Annotated in this window: 14 protein-coding genes; 5 read left to right on the top strand and 9 right to left on the bottom strand. The window is 58.9% G+C overall.

The window, feature by feature from the left end:
• The 3 genes from REA38_RS23660 to REA38_RS23650 form a co-directional block, all read left to right on the top strand.
• The coding region (locus REA38_RS23660) for a glycerate kinase (protein WP_308886741.1) at positions 1 to 925 on the top strand (925 nt) is incomplete at its 5' end.
• 119 nt (positions 926 to 1044) lie between these two features.
• Positions 1045 to 2007, top strand: coding sequence for a ferrochelatase (gene hemH, locus REA38_RS23655; RefSeq protein WP_033637355.1), 963 nt, complete (start codon positions 1045 to 1047; stop codon positions 2005 to 2007).
• Between the two features lie 90 nt (positions 2008 to 2097).
• Entirely contained in the window at positions 2098 to 3402 is a 1305-nt protein-coding gene (locus tag REA38_RS23650) for an inosine/guanosine kinase (protein ID WP_130042483.1), read from the top strand.
• A 58-nt stretch (positions 3403 to 3460) separates the two neighbouring features.
• On the opposite strand, the gene ybaL is transcribed toward REA38_RS23650, so the two are convergent.
• On the bottom strand, positions 3461 to 5152 hold the full coding sequence (ybaL, locus tag REA38_RS23645; RefSeq protein WP_033637356.1) for a YbaL family putative K(+) efflux transporter: 1692 nt from the start codon (positions 5150 to 5152) through the stop codon (positions 3461 to 3463).
• A gap of 245 nt (positions 5153 to 5397) precedes the next feature.
• On the bottom strand, positions 5398 to 6618 hold the full coding sequence (locus tag REA38_RS23640; RefSeq protein ID WP_033637357.1) for an MFS transporter: 1221 nt from the start codon (positions 6616 to 6618) through the stop codon (positions 5398 to 5400).
• Between the two features lie 178 nt (positions 6619 to 6796).
• Between REA38_RS23640 and ushA the strand changes: the two genes are divergently transcribed.
• Complete coding sequence (gene ushA / locus REA38_RS23635; protein WP_308886740.1) at positions 6797 to 8449, top strand: bifunctional UDP-sugar hydrolase/5'-nucleotidase UshA; 1653 nt, start codon at positions 6797 to 6799, stop codon at positions 8447 to 8449.
• Positions 8450 to 8558: 109 nt separating this feature from the next.
• On the opposite strand, the gene REA38_RS23630 is transcribed toward ushA, so the two are convergent.
• Positions 8559 to 9326 (bottom strand): helix-turn-helix domain-containing protein, encoded by a 768-nt coding sequence (locus tag REA38_RS23630; protein ID WP_033637359.1) that lies wholly within the window; start codon positions 9324 to 9326, stop codon positions 8559 to 8561.
• A 99-nt stretch (positions 9327 to 9425) separates the two neighbouring features.
• On the opposite strand from REA38_RS23630, the gene REA38_RS23625 reads away from it, so the two are divergent.
• Entirely contained in the window at positions 9426 to 10589 is a 1164-nt protein-coding gene (locus tag REA38_RS23625; protein WP_033647262.1) for a multidrug effflux MFS transporter, read from the top strand.
• 3 nt (positions 10590 to 10592) lie between these two features.
• Here REA38_RS23625 and REA38_RS23620 read toward each other — a convergent pair whose 3' ends face one another.
• The 6 genes from REA38_RS23620 to REA38_RS23595 all read right to left on the bottom strand — a co-directional run bounded on the left by REA38_RS23620 (position 10593) and on the right by REA38_RS23595 (position 19971).
• Positions 10593 to 11390, bottom strand: coding sequence for an alpha/beta fold hydrolase (locus REA38_RS23620; protein WP_308886739.1), 798 nt, complete (start codon positions 11388 to 11390; stop codon positions 10593 to 10595).
• 36 nt (positions 11391 to 11426) lie between these two features.
• Complete coding sequence (locus tag REA38_RS23615; protein WP_033647260.1) at positions 11427 to 12164, bottom strand: tryptophan 2,3-dioxygenase family protein; 738 nt, start codon at positions 12162 to 12164, stop codon at positions 11427 to 11429.
• Positions 12161 to 12973 carry a cyclase family protein gene (locus REA38_RS23610; RefSeq protein WP_308886738.1) on the bottom strand — a complete coding sequence of 271 codons (813 nt, stop codon included), beginning with the start codon at positions 12971 to 12973 and terminating at the stop codon, positions 12161 to 12163. Before REA38_RS23610 ends, REA38_RS23615 begins: the two co-directional genes overlap by 4 nt.
• Complete coding sequence (locus REA38_RS23605; protein WP_308886737.1) at positions 12960 to 18668, bottom strand: non-ribosomal peptide synthetase; 5709 nt, start codon at positions 18666 to 18668, stop codon at positions 12960 to 12962. The genes REA38_RS23610 and REA38_RS23605 overlap by 14 nt, the downstream gene beginning before the upstream one ends.
• Positions 18669 to 18737: 69 nt before the next feature.
• The gene (locus REA38_RS23600) at positions 18738 to 19673 is read right to left on the bottom strand and encodes a diiron oxygenase (protein ID WP_033647255.1); all 936 of its coding nucleotides are present in this window, start codon (positions 19671 to 19673) and stop codon (positions 18738 to 18740) included.
• 13 nt (positions 19674 to 19686) lie between these two features.
• Positions 19687 to 19971 carry a 2Fe-2S iron-sulfur cluster binding domain-containing protein gene (locus tag REA38_RS23595; RefSeq protein ID WP_072071886.1) on the bottom strand — a complete coding sequence of 95 codons (285 nt, stop codon included), beginning with the start codon at positions 19969 to 19971 and terminating at the stop codon, positions 19687 to 19689.
• Between the last annotated feature and the right edge of the window lie 299 nt (positions 19972 to 20270).

The following is a 20270-nucleotide window of genomic DNA, read 5'->3' as shown; positions in this document are numbered from 1 at the left end:
GTTCAACCGCTACGAATTCAGCCGCGCCATGCGCCGCGAACACTGTGAAAATCCGCTGCGCGTTTATTCGCACATCGCGCCGTATATGGGCGGGCCGGAGAAGATCATGAACACCAACGGCGGCGACGGCGCGCTGTCGGCGTTGCTGCACGATATCGCCGCCAACGGCTATCACCGCCACAACGTGCCGCACTCCAGCAAGCACGTGCGCAGCTCCCTGACTTCCTCCTCCCGGGCGCGGGTGGAGTCGCTGCTCGAACAGGGCTTCATGACGGTGGTGGGCATTGCCGCCAATCCGGAAGTGTTGGATCTGGCGCGGCTCGAGTGCGCGCGCTGGCTGCTGCTGACCATCCCCAATGGCTATGAGGCCGGCGAGATCGTCGCCTCGGCGGTGTTCGGGCCGCAGAAGGGAGCGACGCCGGAGATGGTGGCGCAGCTCGATGCGGCGCTGCATCACTATGGCGAGCTGCTGGAACGGGAAACCGGCCGCGCGGTGCTCACCCAGCCAGGGGCGGGCGCGGCGGGCGGCATGGGTGCGGCGCTGCTCGGCATGCTCAACGCGCGCTTGCGGCCGGGCATCGAGATCGTCACCGAAACCCTGCGCCTGGATGAGGCGGTGCGCGATGCCGATCTGGTGATCACCGGGGAAGGCCGGCTGGACAGCCAGTCGATCCACGGCAAAACGCCGATCGGCGTGGCGCGGGTGGCCAAGCGCCACGGCGTGCCGGTGATCGCCATCGCCGGCAGCCTGACGTCGGATTACCAGGTGGTGCATCAACACGGCATCGACGCGGCGTTTTCGGTGCTCGATGGCATCGTGACGCTGGAAGAAGCGCTGGCGGGCGCCGATCGCAATCTGCAGGTGACGGCGCGCAACGTGGCGGCGGTGTGGCGACTGGCGCAAGGGGGAGGCCCACAGGCATAGCCTGTTGCTGTTATCGGTTTCGATGCTCGACTTTTCCGTTACAATAGCCGGCATTAATGGCTGCTGACATCCCGACCCAGAACGGAATGCCGGCCGGAAAGGAAATGAGGGGAACTGAGATGAAGCAAGAGAAACACGGCGTATTGCTGGTGAACCTGGGCACGCCAGATGCGCCGACCTCGTCGGCGGTCAAACGCTATCTGAAGGAATTCCTCAGTGACGATCGCGTGGTCGACACGGCGCCGCTGATCTGGTGGCCGATCCTCAACGGCGCGATCTTGCCGATCCGTTCGCCGCGCGTGGCGAAGCTCTATCAGTCGGTGTGGATGGAAGAAGGCTCGCCGCTGCTGGTGTACAGCCGCCGCCAACAGCGGGCGCTGGCGGCGCGCATGCCGAATACGCCGGTGGAGCTGGGCATGAGCTACGGCTCGCCGAGCCTGGCGGAAGCCATCGACAAGCTGCTGGCGCAGGGCGTGACCAACCTGGTGGTGCTGCCGCTCTATCCGCAATATTCCTGTTCCACCAGCGCGGCGGTATGGGATGGCGTAGCGCGGGTGCTGAAAGGCTATCGCCGCTTGCCTTCTGTGGCCTTCATCCGCGATTACGCCGAACACCCGGCCTACATCGCCGCGCTGCAGCAAAGCGTGGAGCGCTCGTTCGCCGAGCATGGCCAGCCGGATCGGTTGGTGCTGTCGTTCCACGGCATCCCCAAACGCTATGCACGGCTGGGCGACGACTACCCGCAGCGCTGCGAGGATACGCTGCGAGCGCTGAGCGCCACATTGCCGCTGGCGCCGGAGCGAGTGATGATGACGTACCAATCGCGCTTCGGCCGCGAGCCGTGGCTGACGCCGTACACCGATGAGACCCTGAAGGGGCTGCCGGCGCAGGGCGTGAAGCACATTCAGCTGATTTGCCCGGGTTTCTCGGCGGACTGCCTGGAAACGCTGGAAGAGATCAAGGAGCAGAACCGCGAGATCTTCCTCGAGGCCGGCGGCGAGAAGTTTGAATATATCTCGGCGTTGAACGACGAGCCGGCGCATATCGATATGATGCAGCAGCTGGTGGCGCAGCGCCTCTAATCATCAATAATCTGTATATTAGAATCATCGTGATCGGGCGGGAATGTGTTAACATTCTCCGCTTGTTAAACCGCCACCACCGCCAATCACATGAAATTTCCTGGTAAACGCAAGTCCAAACACTATTTCCCGGTGAGCGCCCGCGATCCGCTTCTGCAGCAGGCCCAGCCCGAAAGTGAAATCAGCACCTCGTATATCGTCGGCATCGACCAGACGCTGGTGGATATCGAGGCGAAGGTGGACGACGCTTTTGTCCAGCGCTACGGCCTGAGCCTGGGCCACTCTCTGGTGATCGAAGACGACGTCGCCGAGGCGCTGTATCAGGAACTGAATGAAAACAACCTGGTTACCCATCAGTTCGCCGGCGGCACCATCGGCAATACCATGCACAACTATTCGGTGCTGGCGGACGATCGCTCGGTGCTGCTCGGCGTGATGTGCAGCAACGTGAAAATCGGCAGCTACGCCTACCGTTACCTGTGCAATACCTCCAGCCGTACCGATCTCAACTATCTGCAGGGCGTAGACGGCGCCATCGGCCGCTGTTTCACGCTGATTGGCGAAAGCGGCGAGCGCACCTTTGCCATCAACCCGGGCCAAATGAACCAGCTGCGCCCGGAAAGCATTCCTGAAGAAGTGATCGCCGGCGCGTCGGCGCTGGTGCTGAGCTCTTATCTGGTGCGCTGTAAGGAAGGCGAGCCGATGAAGGCTGCCACCCTGCAGGCGATCGAATACGCCAAAAAGCACGACGTGCCGGTGGTGTTGACGCTGGGCACCAAGTACGTCATTGCCGACAACCCAGAGTGGTGGCGCGACTTCCTGAAGGAAAACGTGACGATTCTGGCGATGAACGAAGACGAAGCGCTGGAGCTGACCGGGCTGAGCGATCCGCTGACCGCCTCGGACATGGCGCTGGAGTGGGTGGATCTGGTGCTGTGCACCGCCGGGCCGAACGGCCTGTATATGGCGGGCTACACCGAAGAGGCCAACAAGCGCCAGACCCAGCACCCGCTGCTGCCGGGGCATATCGCCGAGTTCAACCGCTACGAATTCAGCCGCGCCATGCGCCGCGAACACTGTGAAAATCCGCTGCGCGTTTATTCGCACATCGCGCCGTATATGGGCGGGCCGGAGAAGATCATGAACACCAACGGCGCCGGCGACGGCGCGCTGTCGGCGTTGCTGCACGATATCGCCGCCAACGGCTATCACCGCCACAACGTGCCGAACTCCAGCAAGCACGTGCGCAGCTACCTGACTTACTCCTCCCTGGCGCAGGTGTGCAAATACGCCAACCGCGTCAGCTACCAGGTGTTGAACCAGCATTCGCCGCGCCTCACTCGCGGCCTGCCGGAGCGGGAAGACAGCCTGGAAGAGTCTTACTGGGAGCGTTAACCCGCTGAAAAAGAAAAGGTCCGGCATGCCGGACCTTTTTTTGTGCGCGCGTGGCGCTTCAGATCGGGCAGCCGCCCATTTTTTCTTCTTCGCTCAGGGTGTCCAGCTGCAGGATGTTCAGCATGCTGTTGGCGATCTCCCGTTCGCCCATCACCACCTGGTTGGCGCCGCGATCGGTGATGTAGGCCACCTCGTCGTCGTAGTGGGCGCGGGCGATGATCTCGATATTCGGCCGCTTGGCGCGCGCCGAGGCGACGATCTCGCCGGCCTCATAGCCATTGGGGATGGTCAGCAGCAGCCAGCGCGCGCAGTCGAGCCGCGCCAGATCCATCACTTCCGGATTGGCGGCATTGCCCAGCACCGTCTTGATGCCCTGTTCGCGCAGCGCTTCCACCCGCGGGCGGGAGTTCTCGATCACCACCAGCGGGATGCCCGCTTCGGCCAGTTTGCCGCCCAGCAGGCTGCCGACGCGGCCATAGCCGACCACCAGCGCGTGATTGCACATATCCACCGGGATTTGCTTCTCTTCTTCCACCGCCTCTTCGAGGATTTGGTCTTCGATGGTTTCGGTCTTGGCCAGATAGCGTTCCAGCAGGGTGAACAACAGCGGATTGAGCATGATGGACAGAATGGCGCCGGCCAGCACCAGATTGCGGCCGTGTTCCGACATCATGCCGAGCGCAATGCCGAGGCCCGCCAGAATAAAGGCGAACTCGCCGATTTGCGCCAGGCTGGCGGAAATGGTCAGCGCGGTGCGCTTGGAGTGACCGAACATTTTCACCAGCAGGAACGCGGCGGCGGATTTGCCGAACACGATGATCGCCAGCGTCGCCAGCACCGCCAGCGGTTCGTTAATCACGATCATCGGATCGAACAGCATGCCGACCGAGACGAAGAACAGCACTGCGAATGCGTCGCGCAGCGGCAGGGTGTCGTGCGCCGCGCGGTGGCTCAGTTCGGACTCGTTCAGCACCATGCCGGCGAAGAAGGCGCCCAGCGCGAAGGAGACGTCGAACAGCTTCACCGCGCCGTAGGCGATGCCGAGCGCCAGCGCCAATACCGCCAGGGTGAACAGCTCGCGCGAGCCGGTGCTGGCGGTTTTTGACAGGATCCACGGCACCAGCCGGCGGCCGACCACGATCATCAGCGCGATAAAGGCGATGACCTTACCGATGGTCAGCGCCAGCTCCATCAGCAGCTGGCTGCTGCTGGCGTTGTCGTTGCCCAGCATGTTGCCGAAGGCCGGCAGCAATACCAGCGTCAGCACCATCGCCAAATCTTCGACGATCAGCCAGCCGATGGCGATTTGCCCGCGCTGGCTGTCGATCAGCTGCCGCTCCTCCAGCGCGCGCAGCAGCACCACGGTGCTGGCGGTGGAGAGGCAGAGGCCGAACACCAGGCCGGAGATCAGATCCCAGCCGAGCAGCTTGGACAGCCCCATGCCGAGCAGGGTAGCGACGGCTATTTGCGCTACGGCGCCGGGAATGGCGATAGATTTTACTGCGAGGAGGTCTTTCAAAGAGAAGTGCAGGCCAACACCGAACATCAACAGGATAACGCCGATTTCCGCCAGTTCCGGCGCCAATGAGGTATCGGCGACGAAACCGGGGGTGAACGGGCCGGCGAGCACGCCTGCGGCCAGATACCCCACCAGAGGGGAGATGCGCAGGCGGTTCGCCAGCATGCCGAGGAGGAAGGCGAGTACTAACCCTCCGACGATGGTGGTAATGAGCGGTGTTGAATTATGCATCCATACTCCTTCTGGCTATGCATCGCGGCACGGGAGAAACGCAACAAAGTTACGAAAAGATACATTTAGTTTATTGCATTTGTGCGCGACTTGCTTGGCTAATTTGGCCTTTTTTGTAAAAAGGCAGAGGATTTCACTTAAGGCGCGGCAATGAGGGGGGTTTGTGCCAGATATGGAAAATAACATTGATTTATCCGTAAGATAACCCGGACGAATAAGTAATTTCATCCGGGCTAGTCGCGGGGTTATTGCGGTTTATGCTCCATATTGGGCAGCAGTGCGGTGATAATGCCGATCAGCGGCAGGAAAGCACAGATTTGGTAGACCAGTTCGATACTGGTCAAATCCGCGACATAACCAAGAACTGCCGCGCCTAATCCGCCCATACCGAAAGCAAAACCGAAGAATAAGCCGGAAACCATGCCCACCTTGCCGGGGATCAGCTCCTGGGCGTAGACCAAAATGGCGGAGAACGCCGAGGCGAGAATAACCCCGATAATCACCGTTAAAATGCCGGTCCAATAGAGCGATGCATAAGGTAAAACAAGGGTAAACGGCGCAGCGCCGAGAATAGAGCCCCAAATAACGTATTTTCGCCCTATCTTGTCGCCGAGAGGCCCGCCGATAATGGTGCCTGCCGCCACCGCGAACAGGAAGGCGAACAGGTGAATTTGCGCATTCTGCACCGAAACGCCGAATTTATGTATCAGATAAAAGGTGTAATAGCTGCTGATGCTGGCCAGATAGAAGTATTTAGAGAAAATCAGCACCAGCAGGATGCCCAGCGAGTAGACTACGGTACGTTTTGGCAGCGGTTTCAGCGTTGATGGGCTTTTCGGCTGCCCTTTAGTTGCCCGGTGCTGATGTTGATACCACTTGCTGACCTGCAGCAACACCACGATCGCCAGCAGCGCCGCCAGCGTGAACCAGGCGACGTTACCCTTGCCGTAAGGCGCGATGATCAGCGCAGCCAGCAGCGGGCCTAGCGAGCTGCCGAAGTTGCCGCCGACCTGGAACAGCGACTGCGCCAGGCCGTGCCGCCCGCCGGAGGCCATGCGCGCCACGCGCGAGGATTCCGGGTGGAACACCGATGAGCCGGTGCCCACCAGCGCCGCCGCCAGCAGCACCAGCGGGAAGGTGCTCGCCACCGACAGCAGCAGCAGGCCGGACAGGGTAAAGCCCATGCCGATCGGCAACGAATAAGGCTGCGGGTGTTTATCGGTGTAATAACCAATCAGCGGCTGCAGCAGCGAGGCCGTCAGCTGATAGGTCAGGGTGATCATGCCGATCTGCACGAAGCTGAGGTGAAAATCGGCTTGCAGGATCGGGTAAATCGCCAGAATCAGCGATTGGATCATATCGTTGAGCAGGTGAGACACGCTGATGGCGCCGAGGATCGAGAAGGCGGTGCCTTTCACCGCACTGCCCTTGGCGGGCGGCATCGCGCTTTGGCTACTGTCGGTCATATTATTATTAGCCTGATAAGTTGTTGAGCACAGAGAAGACATCTTAGGCAGGGTGCGCAATTTTTACCATATCTGAAATAATCAGACTCACATCGCAAAAATTTGAAATCAGCTGTCATTGATTCGCGCTACAATTTCGCCCTCATCATAAAAGCCATTTAATACACGGAGATCCGCCATGCGTTTTTCGCTGAAAACCACCGCATGTGCGTTGGCCGTTTCCCTGACGTTGCTGTCGGGGGCCGCCAGTGCCTGGGAAAAGGATAAGACCTACGCCATCACCATTCTGCATACCAACGACCATCACGGTCACTTCTGGCAGAACGATCATGGCGAATACGGCCTGGGCGCGCAGAAAACGTTGGTGGACGGCATTCGTCAGGAAGTGGCGGCGCAGGGCGGCAGCCTGCTGTTGCTGTCCGGCGGCGATATCAACACCGGCGTGCCGGAATCGGATTTGCAGGACGCCGAGCCGGACTTCCGTGGCATGAACCTGGTGGGTTACGACGCGATGGCGATCGGCAACCACGAATTCGACAACCCGCTGAGCGTGCTGCGGCAGCAGGAAAAATGGGCGACCTTCCCGCTGCTGTCCGCCAATATCTATCAGAAAAGCACCGGCCAGCGCCTGTTCAAGCCTTACGCCTTGTTCGACAAGCAGGGCATCAAGATTGCGGTGATCGGCCTGACGACCGACGACACCGCCAAGATAGGCAACCCGGAGTACTTCACTGACATGGAGTTCCGCGTGCCGGCGCAGGAGGCGAAGCAGGTGGTGGAGCAACTGCGTAAGGACGAGAAGCCGGACGTGATTATCGCCGCCACCCATATGGGGCACTACGACAACGGCGAACACGGCTCGAACGCGCCGGGCGACGTGGAAATGGCGCGCAGCCTGCCGGCCGGGTATCTCGACATGATTGTCGGCGGCCACTCGCAGGATCCGGTGTGCATGGCCGGCGACAACCGCAAACAGGCAGATTACGTGCCGGGCACGCCGTGCTCGCCGGATCGCCAGAACGGCACCTGGATCGTGCAGGCGCACGAGTGGGGCAAATACTTGGGCCGCGCCGACTTCGAATTCCGCAACGGTGAGCTGAAGCTGGTGCATTATCAGCTGATCCCGGTAAACCTGAAGAAGAAGGTGGAGAAGGCGGACGGCACCAGCGAGCGGGTGTACTACACCCAGCAGATCGCGGAAGACCCGACCATGATGAAACTGCTGACGCCGTTCCAGGAGAAGGGCAAGGCGCAGTTGGGCGTGAAGATCGGCAGCGTTAACGGCAAGCTGGAGGGCGATCGCAGCAAGGTGCGCTTCGTGCAGACCAACCTGGCGCGGGTGATGCTGGCGGCGCAGAGGGAGCGCGCCGATGCCGACTTCGCGGTGATGAGCGGCGGCGGGGTGCGCGATTCGATTGAAAGCGGCGATATCACCTATAAGAACGTGCTCAAGGTACAGCCGTTCGGCAACACCCTGGTGCATGTCGATATGAAAGGCAGCGAGGTTGAGCAGTACCTGGCGGTGGTGGCCAACATGAAGCCGGATTCCGGCGCCTACGCCCAGTTCGCCAACGTCAGCCTGGTGGCGGACGGCAAGGGCGTCAGCGAGGTGAAGATCAACGGCCAGCCGCTGCAGGCGGATAAAACCTACCGCATGGCGACGCTGAACTTCAACGCGCTGGGCGGCGACGGTTATCCGAAGCTGGACGGGCTGCCGAGCTACGTCAACACCGGCTTTATCGACGCCGAGGTGTTGAAGCAGTACATCGAGAAACATTCACCGCTGGATGCGGCGGCCTACGAGCCGAAGGGCGAGATCGTCTATCGATAAGGGCGTAGCGGAACGGCGTTTCTCGCTTGTCGCGGGGGCGCCGTTTCCGCCGTCGCTTTTTTCCTCCCCATCAACGCATTCTGTCGGCGTTGCCGTTTTAGACGACCTCTTACTTTCTTCTCTCCATATACGCCCTCGGCGGGCAGCCCACCATATTCTTGAAAAAAGTGGCGAAGGCGCTGTCGCTGGAAAACGCCAGCCGACCGGCGACGTCGGATTGGCTCAGCCCTGCGGCCAGCATCTCTATTGCTTTGATCAGGCGCCATTGCTGACGCCACTGTTGATAACTGAGGCCGGTTTCACGGCGGAAAATCCGGCTGATGGTTTTCTCGGAAGCGCCGCTGTAGCGCGATAGCTCGTGCAGCGGCGGAAGCATGTCCAGATTGGCCAGATGGCGCAGGCGCCGGTCGCTGGGCAGCGGCAGCAACGTCAGTTCGCGCGGCGCGGCGGCGATCTCGTCCAGGCAGACCGCCAGAATATTGGCGTGAGGCCCATGCTGCCAGTCGGTGTCGAATGCGGCGAACGCGATGCGTTCCAACACCTCGCGCAGCAGCGGCGAGGCTGTCAGTACGGCAAGCTGCGCAGGCAGACAGGCATAGCGATCGGCGTCGAGATAAAGCGAACGGTAACCGACTACGCCGTTGACCTGAACGCGGTGAGCCACTTGCGGCGGGATCCAGGCAACTCTGCCCGGCGGCAGCATACAGATGCTTTGGTTGAGCGTGATACGCATGCTGCCTTGCTGACAGAACAGCAACTGGCCCCTGTCATGCCAATGCGTGCCAGAGTCGTGCTGCGCCAGTTCGGCGGCGATCCCGAGCACGCCGTTGTCGAGCGTATCCGGATTAAAACTGTCCTGCGCCTGAAGCCACGCCATAGTATGTCCGATTTTGTAAATTTATTGTCTTTTATATTGTAATCGGCGCCGGGAGCAGATGCTACCTTGTGCAGCTTATTCTTGGCTACAGGATCTGTTATGCAACGTAAGCTGACTCTGACATTGGCGACGTCGATGATGATGTTTCCCCAGGTGGTGGAGACCATCTACAGCCCGGCATTGACGCACATTGCGCACGGTTTCCGGGTAAGTGCGGAAATGGCGGCGCAAACGCTCTCTTGCTACTTTTTCGCCTTTGCGCTGGGCGTGGTGGTTTGGGGGCGGATGTGCGACGTTATCGGACGCCGTCCCACCATTTTGGCCGGGCTGACGCTCTATCTGCTGGCTTCTATCGTCGCACTGTTCAGCGGCAGCTTCAGCGTGCTGCTGGCGGCGCGGGTGCTGGCCGCCTTTGGCGCGGCGGTCGGTTCGGTCGGGACGCAAACGGCGATTCGCGATCGCTTCGACGGTTATGAGTTGGCGCGGGTGTTCTCGGTGATGGGGATCGCCATGGCGATCAGCCCGGCGGTTGGCGTATTGAGCGGCGCAGTGTTGACTCATTACTGGGGCTATCAGGGGGTGTTTGGCGGTTTGGCGCTGTTGGCGGCGCTGTTGCTGGGCTATGCCGGTTGGCAACTGCCGGAGACGCGTCCGCAACAGGTGGTGAGGCATTCATTTTTCGGCACGCTGGGGCGGATGATCAAGGACGGGGATATTTGGCTCAGTGCGCTGCTGGTGGCGTTGTTCAATATTTGCATGTTCAGCTATTACCAGCTGGCGCCATTCCACTTCTCGGCGTTGGAACTGCCGGCGCAGTGGTTCGGTTATACCGGTTTGGTGTTGGCGGCCGGGGTCGGTATCGGCGCGGCGATCAACAAGTTTTTGATCGGCAAACACTGGCTGTTCCCCGCGTTGTTGATGCTGGCCTGCGTTTTGTCACTGGCCGGCGGCCTGCTGGTACTGCTGCTGGAAGGGAGCTTGTGGTTCGTTCTGCCGATGATGCTGGTGGTGATGGCGTACGGCATCGCCATTCCCAATATTCTGGCGCGCGCGCTGCGGCATTATAAAGACTGCATGGGCACCGCCGGCGCGATCCTTGGCCTGATGTATTACCTGATGCTAGGCGGTGGCTTGGTGCTGGCCGGGCTGTCGCAGCACCTGGGCGCCGTGCTGTCGCTCTGCAGCCTGTGCGTGCTGCTGTTGGCGTGGCGGGTGGTGCACAACGAGCGCCGTTTGGCGTTGCCTGAGCGTGAAAACGCCTGAGTGTTACCGGCTGGCCGGTTCGCTCAGGCGGCCCGCCAGCAACTGGTGAACGCCGGCTATCACCGCCTCGCGCTGCGTGGTGATATACATATGTCCGCCGGCAAAAGTGCGCTGCTGAAAATCGCCTTGCGCGATCCGGCGCCAGTCGAGCAAATCCTGCCGATCGATCAACTCGTCGTTTTCACCATAGAACATCGCCAGCGGGGCGTGGTAACCCGGTTGCGCAGGGAAAAGCAATTGGCTGGACAGCAACAGATCGGCACGGATCAGCGGCAGATAGTAATCGACCAGCGCGCTGTCGCCGATGAGAGACTCATCCAGGCCCTCGCCGGCACAAAGCGCGTTCAGCAAAGCGGCACGAGGCATCCTCAGCAACTGGCTGTGGCGCGCCAGAAAGGGCGATGAACAGGCGGAAATGATCAACTGCAGCGGCGGTTGGGGCAGCGCCATCGCTAACGCCAGCGCAACCCGTCCGCCAAGACTGTGGCCGAAAAAGATCAGCGGTTTATCCTGCAGTGGCTGCAGTGCCGGTATCAGTTGATTGATGAGCGATTGGGGTTGGCAGAGCGGCGCTTCGTGCGCCCGCTCCTCTCGACCGGGGTATTGCACGGCATAGAGTTCGATGTCCTGATGCAACGCGGGGCCCCATCGCTGAAAGGCAGTGGCTCCGGCGCTGGCGTGGGGAAAAGCGATCAGCCGCAGGCTGCCCTGGCGTCCCGGCGTCAGCGGTTTCAGGCCGAGGGGGGCGTTGGGGAAGTGGGTGCAATGCATGGCGAAAATCCGTATTTTCAGGGGTGCCAAGGAAGCCTGGGCTTCCTTGGCGTTAAGGGAATGCACTCAGTTGATGGCGTTCCACAATTCATCGAAGATCGGCGTGAACAGCGTAGATTTAAGATAGTCCGAACCCGATGAACCGCCGGTACCTTTCCGCTGCCCGATCGTCCGCTCCACCAGTTTCACATGGCGGTAACGCCACTCTTGCAGCAGTGAATCCAAATCAAGCAGTTGGTTGAGCAGCAGCGACTCGCAGCCTGAACGCGTCAGCGATTGCCTGATGATGTCGTCGAAGCCTTGCGCCGCCTGATTGGGCTGGTCATTGAGACGCATCAGGTGGCCGCGTATCGCCTGCCATAGGGAAACCGGTTGGATAATAGCCGCCAATCGGCGCTGAGCCTCTTCATCACCTTGATACTGTTGTAGCTTCTTTGGGTTTTCCTTGCCGAGCAGCGCTTCTATGCCGGCAAACTGGTAGGATTGGAAACCGCTGGCGGTGCCGAGATAGCTGCGAAAACGCTGGAATTCATGAAACTTCAGCGTGCAAATCACGGCGATCTGATTCACCACGGTTTGGGTAATGGCATTGACGCGCGTCATCGTTTCGATCGCCGCCGGTATATCTCCTTCTTCGATCAGCGCAATCGCCAGATGAAGCTCATCGATCAACTGCTTGAACCAGAGCTCGTAGGTTTGATGAGTGATGATAAACAAGTTTTCATTGCGGTGTTCCGCAGACGGCGAGGCTGGCTGTTGCAGTGACAGCAGCTGGTTTAGCTGCAGATAGCTGGCGTAATTCATGATGTCACTTTCCCTGTAGAAAACGAAAATAGGACGGGCCGACTGGGAAGGGCATCCCCGCTCAAATCCGGCAGTTGAATGGTCAGAAAATAGTGTCCCGCCGCGGCGTGTGCGGGAACCTGAACCAGCTCGGTCACGGAGGCGTATTTGCGCCCGGAGTGCGGCCTGTCGGGGGCATCAAGCCCCCAAAAACGGCGATGGTTGTCCATGCGTCCGCCGTCGTATAGCCGGTCGATCGACGGAATATCCACCAACAGATGCTGGACGCCGAGTTCGACAATGCGCGCCAGAGCTTGATGGCTGAAGTAGGGCGCACAGGCTGCGGCGCAGAAATCGCTCGGCGTCTCGACCGCTATCACCAAAGCCTGCAGGTAGTCGCCCGACAACGGCGCCAGCGCGTCATCGAGCGCCGCCCGGGTAATCAGCCAATCTTCAGAGGCAGCGCTGGCGTTATAGCTCTCCGTGGTCCCGTCCGCGCGTTGCGGCCTGACGCGAATCAGGGTGGCGGCGATGAACGGTTCAAGCGGCAAATCCGCCACGTTGTGCGTTTCAGCAAGAATATGGCCGATGCATTCGGTGTGCGTGCCGTGGCAGTGTGGCACCAGGCTGATACGCTCGGCGTTGCAGACCCCGCCATGACGCACGCTGGCGACGGTATCGCCGTAACTCAGCGGCGCCGAATCGGCGGGGGCCACGCCATAAAGGTTGGTCGGGTTATCGGTGAAGTCCAGCCTGGCCGAGAGCCGCAGCGGCTCTCGGTAGTCAAGGTGATGACAACGTCCATGGTGGTACACCTCAATGCGTTTCATCGGCGACCCCGGCAGTTTTGCTCAAGGCCAGCGCGGTGAGTTCGCGGATCTGGCTGTGCATGATGAATTCGCGGATAGTCAGCGAGACGCCCATCTGTTGACGAATGGCGTGCAGCAGTTGCGGGATCTGCAGTGAATTTCCACCCAGGCTGAAGAAGCTGTCGCAGACGCTGATCTGCGTCTGCGACAAGACTTGTTGCCAGATATGCTGCATGGCGCTTTCCGCCTCGTTGGCCGCAGGCGTGTAGTCCGCTTCGGAAGCCGAGTAGCGGGTTTCCGGCGCCGGTAGCCGACGAATGTCGATTTTATTGTTGTTGGTGAGCGGGAAGGCCGACAGCACCACAAAACCGGACGGGATCATGATATTCGGCAAGCGAGCTTTCAGCGCCGTGCGCACCGCTTTTTCATTCAGCTCCTCTCCCGGCGTTAACTGCAGGTAGCTGACGATGCGGGCCTGCTGGCCTTCACCGACAATTAAGCTGAGCGACCGCTCGATATTGTCGAGAGAGGATAAACTGAGATCGATTTCGCTCAATTCGATGCGGTGGCCGCGAATTTTGACCTGGTGATCGTTCCGGCCGAGGTATTCCAGCTGCCCCTGACGATTAAACCGCACAATGTCGCCGGTGCGGTACATATAGCGCTCGGTGCCGAACGCCTGGCGCCGTAGAAAGACCTTATCGCTCAGCGTCGGGTTGCGCCAATACCCCGGTGATACCCCTGCGCCGCCCAGCCATAGCTCACCAAATGCGCCGCTTGGCATCGGGTTGCCGGCCTGATCCATGACCAGAACGTCAGTCGACTGTATCGGCGTGCCGATACAGTCGCTCGCGCCTTCGTGAGTCAGATCGGCGCAGGTCGACCAGATGGTGGTTTCCGTCGGGCCATACACCTGCAGCACCCGTGTCGCGATGCGTCGCAATTGCGTCAACAAGGCCGCCGGCATCTTCTCGCCGCCGCACAGCACGGTCAGGGGGCGCTGGCCCGCCGCCGGCAGATGGTGGACGATGGTGCTCCAGACGGTAGGTGTCGCTTGAATCACGCTGGGCTGCTGTCGCTCGATAAAGTGATACAACTTGACCGGATCCATGGCGGTTTCTCGTGGACACAGCGTGACGTGCGCGCCGCCGGCCAGCGAGCAGAACAGTTCCAACCCAAAAATATCGAAACTGATGCTGGTCAGGCTGAGCACCTTATCGCTCGCGCTCAGCGCCAGCCGCCCGACGAAGTCGTGGGTGAAATTATTCAGGTTGCCGTGGGTGATCATCACGCCTTTGGGGTTACCGGTTGAGCCTGAGGTGTACATGATGTAGGCCAGCGTATCGTCGGCTGGGATCGGCAATGTGTCGGCCGCTGCAGGTTGAGAAACCAGCGAGTCGAAACCGACAGCGGGACTGGCCCAACGTTGTTCTGGCTCACCATCGGTCACCAGCAACCGGGCTTGCGCGTTCTCGATCATGTAGCTCACGCGGTCGGCCGGGTAGTGTACGTCAATCGGCACGTAGTGTTTGCCGGCTCTCAGCACGCCGAGCAGGAGTACGGCGACGTGGCAACTTTTCTCCATCATGACGCCGACCGAAAAAGGCTTGCTGTCGATGCGCTGCAATGCATGCGCGATGCGCTCAGACTGCGCCCACAGCTGACGGTAGCTGTACTGTTGCCGTTCGCAGCTGACGGCGAGGCTGTCAGGCTGGGTTTGTGCCAAGCGATCAATTTGCACCAGCAGCGAGTCACCTGAACCTGCGTCCGAACTGACGGCCAACTGTTGCAGCCAATGTTGCTCCCGTTCGCATAGCGGGTTGAGAGCACGCTGCGCCGTGTTGGCCGGCAGGGTGAGCAGTTGCCGCAGCGTTTGCTGATAGTTGTCCAACAGCATCTGCATGCTGGCGGGATAAAACAGTTCGCTGGCGTAATCGAGTTCGATGGCGACGGCGTCCTGTTCCACACTAAAGTTCCAGGTCATATCGAACATCGAGAAGCCGGACGAAAGCGGCAAGCGATGCAGCGTGCAATCGTGCAGGTTTTGTTGGCATACGTCGCCGGCGTTCTGCAGGATCGCCATGATTTGGAATAACGGATTTTTGTTCGACATCCGCTCATATTCGATCTGGTGCAAGATCCGGTCGAACGAGAGCTGCTGATGCTGATAGGCGCCGATACAGGTTTCCATCATGTTACCGATCAGCTCGGCCAGGGTGTCCTGTTCGCTCAGTTGGATACGCAGCGGTACGGTATTGACATGGAAGCCGCTGACCTGCGCCTGATCCAGGTTGTCCCGCGCTGCGATGGCGGTGCCGATGACGATATCCTGCTGCTGGGTATAACGGCTGAGCAGTAAACTTAATGCCGCGCAGAGCAAGGCGAAAGGCGTGGCGCCCAGCGCTTTGCCCCGTGACGCCAGCAGACCGGCCACGTCGGGCTGCAGCTGATAATGGATGCGTTCTCCGGCGTGTGTCGGCATTAGCGGGCGTGGTTTATCCAGCGGGAAGTCCAGTTCGCGGCAGCCTTGCAGTTGCTGTTGCCAGTAAGCGACATCCGCCGGCGCAGGTGGCGCGATGCCGCTGTTGACGATGTCAATGGTTTGGATCTGCGGTTGCGGCGCGTCAACCCCATTGTGATCGTCGAGCTCGTTATAGCGCTGCCACAGATCGTTAAGGATCAGCTGTTCGCTCCAGGCGTCGGTAATTATGTTGTGTTTTACCCAAATCAAAACATGGTGCTGCTGATGATACTGTACCAGCCGAAGCACCAGCGGCGGCCGAGCGGTGATGTCGAAAGGCGTGGCACACAGTTGGCGCACCCACTTCTCTGCCGACAGCGTTTGGCCTTCCACCCAGTGGTCGGCAAGACGAATCGGGGTATGCGGTTCTGCCAACTGATAGGCGACACCGTCGGTTTCGGCGAAGCGAGTGCGCAGGCTTTCATGTTTTTCATAGATAAAATTGATCGCCTGTTCAAAGCGCGCCAGATCGAGCGAGCCCTGGATGTCTATCGCCAGCGGCAGGTTGTAACTGCAGTCGTCAGGATTCAATGCGCTCAGGTACCAGAGCAGGTTCTGCTGAGGGCTGAGCGGCGCGCGGCGTTCGTCGCAGATCGCGATGGCGCGCTCCGCGGCAACGGCCTTATTCTCGATATATTCGGCCAGTTTGCGTACCGTATTATGGCGGAACAGATCGGCGATGCTCAGGTGGCAGCAAAGATCGCGTGCGACGAGCGCGACGATTTTGCTCATTGTCAGCGAGTGTGCGCCCAGGTTGATGAACTCCTGTGTGACGTCGGCTTGCGGACAGCCGATGGCGTTGGCCACGATGCGCTCGAGAATGGCCTCAGTTTCTGTTTCCGGTGGCGTCAGGCGCTCATTTCGTTCATCCAGCGGCCAGTTTTCCAACTGTTGACGGGCGATCTTGCCATTGATGGTCAGCGGCAGCGCCGGCAAGAAAATAAAGACGCTGGGGATCGCAGCGGGGTGGAGCTGTGTGACCAACGCGTGACGCAGCGCGTCGATCGTCAGCTCAGGCGAAGCGGGTTGTACGAAGGCGGCGAGAATTTTGCCCGAGGGCTGGCTGCGAGCCACCACGCAGGCGCTTTCAACCAGGGGGTGACTGCGGACGGCGCTTTCCACTTCACCCATTTCGATGCGTACACCGCGTATCTTCACCTGGTGATCACGGCGGCCGACGAAAATAATGTTGCCCTGTTCGTCCCATTTGGCGATGTCACCGGTTTGATAAAGGCGCTCTTCGGCCGCCATATACGGTAGCCGACAGGTAATGAACTTCTCTGCGCTCAGCGCCTCTTGATGCAGGTAACCGTGCGCCAGGCCGCTGCCGGCGATGCACAGTTCGCCCTCAAAACCGACCGGCAGTGGATTGTGGTGGGGATCAAGGATGTGACAACGGTAGTTTTTCAGCGGTTTGCCAATGCAGTTCCAGGGAACGCCTGGACGATACTCGCACAGCGAAGTGGCAATGGAAGCCTCGGTCGGCCCGTAACCGTTGCACAATCGGGTGCGCTCGGCCCACCAGGTGACGACGTCCGCTGGCGGTGCGTCTCCCATGACGATCATTGTCCGCAGTCCCGGCCACATTTCGCGGGGCAATAATTCCAGAATTGCCGGTGTAATAGTGATATGGCCGATATCGTGTCGAGTCAGATAATCGTGCAGCGCGCCGACATCGGTATGCAGCTCCGAGGGCGCCAGATAAAGCGTCGCACCGCTGACCAACGCGCCATAGACGTCCCAGCCGAAGGCGTCGAAACCCAACGAGGCGATGGCCAGCACGCGACTGCCTTGCGCCAGGCCAATGAAATCGCGGTGGTTTTGCGCCACGTTGCTCAGGCCCTCACGCCCTATCATGACGCCTTTGGGTTTGCCGGTCGTCCCGGAGGTATAGCAGACGTAGGCCAGTGCGTCTCGCGATTGAGGGAGTTGCTCCGCATGGATGTTCAGCGAACGGTAGTCAATGCTTGATGGCGCAATGCACGGCGCGTCGCCAGAGTGCAACGGCGAGTCGGCCAAAATCAGCGCAGGCTGCACATCGTCAAGAATGCTTTGATTGCGCGCCGCTGGCGCCTGCGGATCGAGCAGTACATAGGTTTTATTGCTTTTCAGTATCCCCAACAGCACGATCAGCAGCGTCGCTGACTTGTCCATCGAGACGGCGACGACCGAGCTGGCGGCCCCGCTGTGTTCAAGCAGCCAACAGGCAAACTGATCCGAGGCGCGATCGATCTCGCCATAGCTGTATATCTGGCCATCGGCATGCAGCGCGGCCTGTTGCGGATGAGCGGCGGCGGCGTGGCGGAACAAAGCGATGACGTCGTGCGCCAGCAGCTTGGCATCGTCGGTTGCGTTGAATTGGCTCAGGCGATGCAACGTTTGAGGTTGAGTAACAATGGGCGCGGCGACGGGATCGGCCGGATCTGCCAATAGCGCGTCAAGATAGTCGGTGAACGCGTTGAAACGCATGTCGTCGCCATACAGGGTAAGCTGAGTGCCGTCACCGCAAGCCGCTACGTCGACCATCGCTCGTGGCTGGGCATAGCGCCCCTGTTTGAGCGCGCCGGTTTCATTAAAGAAGAAATGTTGCAGCTGTGCGGGGGACGTGATGTCCGCCACCGGCAGCGTATGGAAGTCGGCGCCGGGTTGCCAGGTGAGATGGCAGAGATCGCTGCCGCAACGCCCCTGCATCTGATCGCCAAGGCGTTCCATCAGCAATGCGGTCAACTCGCGCATGCGCGTCGGTGATTCGGCATAGTATTTACGCGCCAAACGGTAGGGAGTGTCTTGCGCGTGCGGTAAGCCGCCACGCGAAAGCTCGACCACAATGTCGACAAGCTTTTCCTGCAGCAGGGGAAGTTGGGCGCCTGCGGCCATATCGGACAGCGCGTCGCACAGATAAGCGGTTTGGCCGGCGGAGCTAAAGTACAGAGAAAAGTGTTCTTGGTTTTGCAGGGTATCAATGTCGCTAATATTTTTTTTATTGGTTACGATCGTCAGCAGATTTTTTCCCTGCTGTTGCAGCCGTCGTATTGTTTCAGCGTTATTTTCAGTGGTGATAATAAGATCGAATTTTTCGATTGGACGGCGTTCGAGACTGATAAAACTAACCTGATGGCCGTATTCCTGGATTTCGTCTGTTAATAATTTACCGCAGGCACTGTCGCCGAAATAGCCAATATGAAGTAATTCCATTTTTGCTTCCTGAGAATAATGATTTCCCTTGCGGAATATCAAAGGGTGCTGACTTTTTATGCCGGTTAATTAGATTTTTGCATGCAGCGCATCGGCGATAGGCAAATCGGCCAGAATGCCTGATTTATTCAGTGCCACCAGCATTTGTTCCGTGACGATATTATTGGTTTCCCACGGTTTAACATGCGTTGCTGGATAAGTATCTGCGATGATGTCGATAATTTCCGCTTCGGCCAGACCGAGTTGGCGCAACATGCAGGCGCTGAAATCTTTGGCGATAGCGTCGGTTGCGTAGCCTTCCAGGAAAGCCAAAATCGGTTGTTGCAACGCTTGCTTGGTCGCCGCGTCGCTGTGGCGCCAGATATGGCTTAGCACCTGCTGTGAGAAGCGGGCATGGCGGCCTTCATCCGCAACGTGATCTTTCATCACCAGATAGAAGGTCGGGAAAATATCTTCGTTGTTGATCACATCGATAAGATCGGTCGTCAGCGCCTGCTCCGACAGAGACACGCACACCAGTCGCAGCAGTTCGCGCAGCCGTTCGTCCCCCATTGCCAACGATTGCGCCAGGGCATAGGAAGCCTCGGTGTCTTTTGGCATCGGCAGCGGCGCAATGGACGTCATCTGCTCTACCTGATTGATCAGATCCAGCGCCACCAGGGCGTGATAGGACTCATCCACGACCACGGTCAGCGCGTCTAAGCGCATTTCAAGCGGAAAGTCTACGCCGACCGCGTTTTTGTAGAGCTTGTAACTGGAATCATTGATGATATCCAACTCGATGTTGGCGATGCCATTCAGGTAGTGGTAGAGGGTTTGCACCTGAATATAGCGCAATGCTTGTTCACCGAGCGCGGCAACACGCGGATGGAGGCACAGCGGCAGACGTTCCAAGGGGAAGAAAAGGGTTGATTGGCTGTCCTGTTCGTTGAGAAGGCGACGAGGACGGGAGCGGACAATCGCGGCGCGATCCCATTTTTTCAACGTGGTTTCAATGAGGCTCATCGGTTAATCCTTATTAATAGAGTTCTATTTCAATATCCGATTGTGAATAGGCACAGCAGGCTAGAATAATATTCTCTTCTAACTCCTCTTCGCATAAGGCACTCTGTTTTTCATGGCGTATATTTCCGCTGATTAGAAGTAATTTGCAACAGCCGCACCTCCCCTTTCGGCATAGGTTGGGGATGTCGATATTTAATCTTTCAAAGTTTTCAAGCAGCGACGTTTCAGGACAAAAGTCACCGATGCCCGCGCCATCAAAAATAACATGATGACCACCGGGCCCTGTTTTTGCAGACATGGCGTGTTATTCCCTATGGAAGTCAGTGAGTGAGATCACATTTTAAAATTCATATAAGTAAATTGTTATTAATAATAGGTTGTGGGTTTTAATGGGGAGTAACGATAGCTTTGGCTTTGTATATTGTCAACACGACACATTAAAAACATTAACATTATATTAAAGGTTGTTTCACATAATATAGTTCATATTCAAACTTTATTGCCTGGATTGTTTAGCAATTCTTATTATTGTTTGTTTTATAATATCAACAGGCAAAAATCTTTGTTCAGCGAATGGAAAACAGGACGTCGCCGCCT

The organism is Serratia sp. MF1(2023), assembly GCF_030954545.1.
GTDB lineage: Bacteria > Pseudomonadota > Gammaproteobacteria > Enterobacterales > Enterobacteriaceae > Serratia > Serratia sarumanii.
The sequence above is the reverse complement of the archived record's forward strand: the minus strand, read 5'-3'. Positions and strand labels throughout refer to the sequence as shown.